Annotated in this window: 1 protein-coding gene; it reads right to left on the reverse strand. The window is 76.7% G+C overall.

Annotation, left to right across the window (positions count from 1 at the left end):
• The coding region (locus AC2CHG_RS30800) for an amino acid adenylation domain-containing protein (protein ID WP_484526140.1) at window positions 1-3122 on the reverse strand (3122 nt) is incomplete at its 3' end.
• Window positions 3123-3256: the final 134 nt, after the last annotated feature.

Consider the following 3256-nt stretch of genomic DNA (forward strand, 5'->3'; position numbering starts at 1 on the left):
GCCCGGGGCACGTCGCCGGCCGTCCCGGCCGGGACGGCGGTCCAGGCGGGCAGCTCGGCCACCGGCCGCTCCGGGTCGGCGGCGCCGGCCCGCAGCAGCCGCTCGACGTCGGCGAGCACGTCGCTGATCAGGGCCTCGCCGTAGACGTCCGGGTTGAAGACGATCTCCACGCGCAGCCGCCCGTCCCGGGTGATGCCGTAGAGCGTCAGGTCGAACGGTGAGCCGGGCGCGGGCACCGGCACCGGTTCGGCGGGCAGGCCGGCCAGGTCCAGGCGGGGCTCGTCGAACGTGTACATGTTGAACAGCACCTGCACCAGCGGGCTGCGGTCGAGCAGGCCGCCCAGTCCGAGACCGCCGACGATGCGCTCGACAGGCGCCTCCGGGTGGGCGAGCGCGGCGAGCAGTTCCTCCCCGGCGGCGCGGACGTGCGCGGCGAAGCCGGCCCCGGGCGTCCGGCGCAGCCGCAGCGGCGCGATCTCGATGAAGAAGCCGACCATCGGTTCGAAGTCGGCGGCGCGCCGGTCCACCGTGGGGGTGCCGACCACCAGGTCGGACAGGCCGGTACGCCGGGCCAGCACCAGCGCGAACGCGGCGAGCACGGCGGCCGCCGGGGTCGCGCCGAGCCCGGCGGCGAGGTCGGTGAGCGCGGCAGTGGCGGCCCGGTCCAGCCGGGTACGCACCGTCGCGCTGGTGTACGTCTGTTCGGCGGGCCGGTCCCGTCCACCGGGGAGCCGCAGCACGACCGGTGCCCCGGTCAGGTGGTCCAGCCACCAGTCGAGGTCGGCGGCGGCGCGGCGCCGGGCACGGTCGGCGCGCCAGGCCACGTAGTCGCCGTACGTGGCGGGCAGCGGCGGCAGCGGCGGCCCGTCCCCGAGCGCGGCCCGGTACGCGGCGGCCAGGTCGGCGTAGAACAGCGACTGCGACCAGCCGTCGAACACGGCGTGGTGGGCGTACACGGCCAGCACGTGCTCGTCGGCGCCGGTGCGGATCAGTTCGGCCCGCCACAGCGTGTCGGTGGCCAGCGCGAACGGCGTGGCGGCGCTCGCCGCGAGGTGACCGGCGAGGTCCGTGCCCGGGGCGAGGTCACGTACCGGCAGCGGCACCGGTGTGGACGGGTCGGCGACCGCGTACGGCACGCCGTCGCGCTCCGGGATGCGCCAGCGCAGGATCTGCTGACGGTCCGCGACGGCGGTGAGTGCCGTGGCGAGCGCCGCCACGTCGAGCGGGCCGGTGAGCCGTTCGGCGAACGCGACGTTGTACGCCGACGCGGCGGCCGGGAAGTAGCGGTCGAGGAACCACAGCCGCTGCTGCGCCGGGGACAGCGCCGGTGGCCGTCCCCGGACGGCGGCGTCGGCCGGGCCGGTTCCGGGGGCGGCGTCGGCGCGGGCGGCGATGCCGCGTGGCGTCCGCCCGATCAGCACGTCCTCGATGGCGAGGTCGCGGCCCAGCCGTTCGCGCAGGTCGGCGACCAGCCGCATCGCGGTGATCGAGTGCCCGCCCTGGTGGAAGAAGTCGTCGTCGCGGCCGACCGCGGGCACGTCCAGCAGCGCCGCCCACGCCTGCGCCACGAGGCGTTCGGTGTCGGTGGCGGGCGGCTCGCCGGACGGCACGGGAGCCGGTCCGGCCACGTCGAGCGCGGCCAGCCGCTCGGTGTCGATCTTGCCGTTGATGGTGATCGGCAGCGCGGGCATGGTGTGCATCCGGGCCGGTACGGCGGCGGGCGGCAGCAGCCGGGCGCAGTAGTCACGCAGCTCGGCGGCGTCCAGGCCGGTCGCCACGTACGCGACGAGTTCCTGACCGCCGGCGCCGGCGCGGACCTGGACGCTGGCCAGGTCGACGTCCGGGTGGCGGCGCAGTACGGCCTCGACCTCGCCCAGCTCGATCCGCTGCCCACGGATCTTGACCTGCCGGTCGGCCCGGCCGAGGAACTCCAGGCTGCCGTCCGGCAGCCACCGGGCCAGGTCACCGGTGCGGTAGAGGCGCTCCCCCGGCTTGCCGGAGAACGGGTCCGGGAGGAACCGTTCCGCCGTACGGGCGGCGTCATAGAGGTATCCACGGCCGAGCCCGGGACCACCGGCGAGCACCTCGCCGATCTCCGCCGGGCCGACCTCGCGCAGCTCGTCGTCGACCAGGTGGATGCGGTGGTTGGCGGCGGGCCGGCCGATCGGGATGGGCCGGGTCCAGTCGCCGCTGCCCTCGAACCAGGTCACCAGCACCGTCGCCTCGGTCGGGCCGTACACGCTGATGAAGCGGCGCCCGCCGGCGGTCCAGCGGCCGACCTGTTCCGGGCCGGTGGCCTCGCCGCCGGTGATGACCAGCCGCACGCCGGGGAGCCGGTCCGGGTCCAGCAGCGGCAGGATCGGCGGCGGCAGCACCACCACGTCGACTGCCTGCTCGGCGCAGATCCGGTAGAGCCGGGCCGGGTCGGCCCGCTCGGCGTCACCGGCGAGCACGACTGTGCCCCCGGCGGCGAGCGGGGCGAGCATGTCGGCCACCGACGCGTCGAACCCGATCGAGGCGAACGCCAGGCACCGGGTCGCCGTGTCGAACCCGGAGAACTCCGCGATCGAGGTGACCTTCTCGGTCAGCGCCCGGTGTTCGATCACCGCACCCTTCGGCTGCCCGGTCGACCCGGACGTGAACATCGCGTACGCCGTGGTGCCCAGCGTCGCCGGGGTCGGCTGCCAGGGCGCGGTGCCGGCGGGGACGTCCAGCACGGCGCGGCCGGTGAACGCCTCGGCGGCGGGCGTACCCACGACGACGCGCAGCCGGGCCTCGCCGGCCAGCTCCCGCAACCGTCCGGGCGGCAGCGCCGGGTCGAGCGGGACGTATCCGGCGCCGGCCGCCTGCACGCCGAGCAGCGCGACCACCAGGTCCGGCCGGCGGTCCACGCAGACGCCGACGAGGTCGTCCGCGCCGATGCCGTGGGCGCGCAGCGACGCCGCCAGCGCGGCGGCCCGGCCGACCAGGTCGGCGTAGCTGAGCGTCAGGTCGCCCTGCACCACGGCCGGGGCGCCGGGACGCCGCCGGGCGTGCGCCGCGACCAGGTCGGGCAGGCACACCTGCGGGTAGGGCAGCTCGGGACCGACCCGCTGGTCGCGCTGATCGTCGCGGACGGTCATCGTCGTGCCTCGATCCAGTGCCGGGTCCGCCGGAACGGGTAGCCGGGCAGCGGCACCCGCCGGCCCGGCGGGACGGCCGGCTCCTCACCGGCGCGCCAGGCGCGGACTGCGGCGTCGTCGTCGGAGGCCGGGTC

It is taken from the genome of Micromonospora sp. ATLC20 (assembly GCF_057196585.1).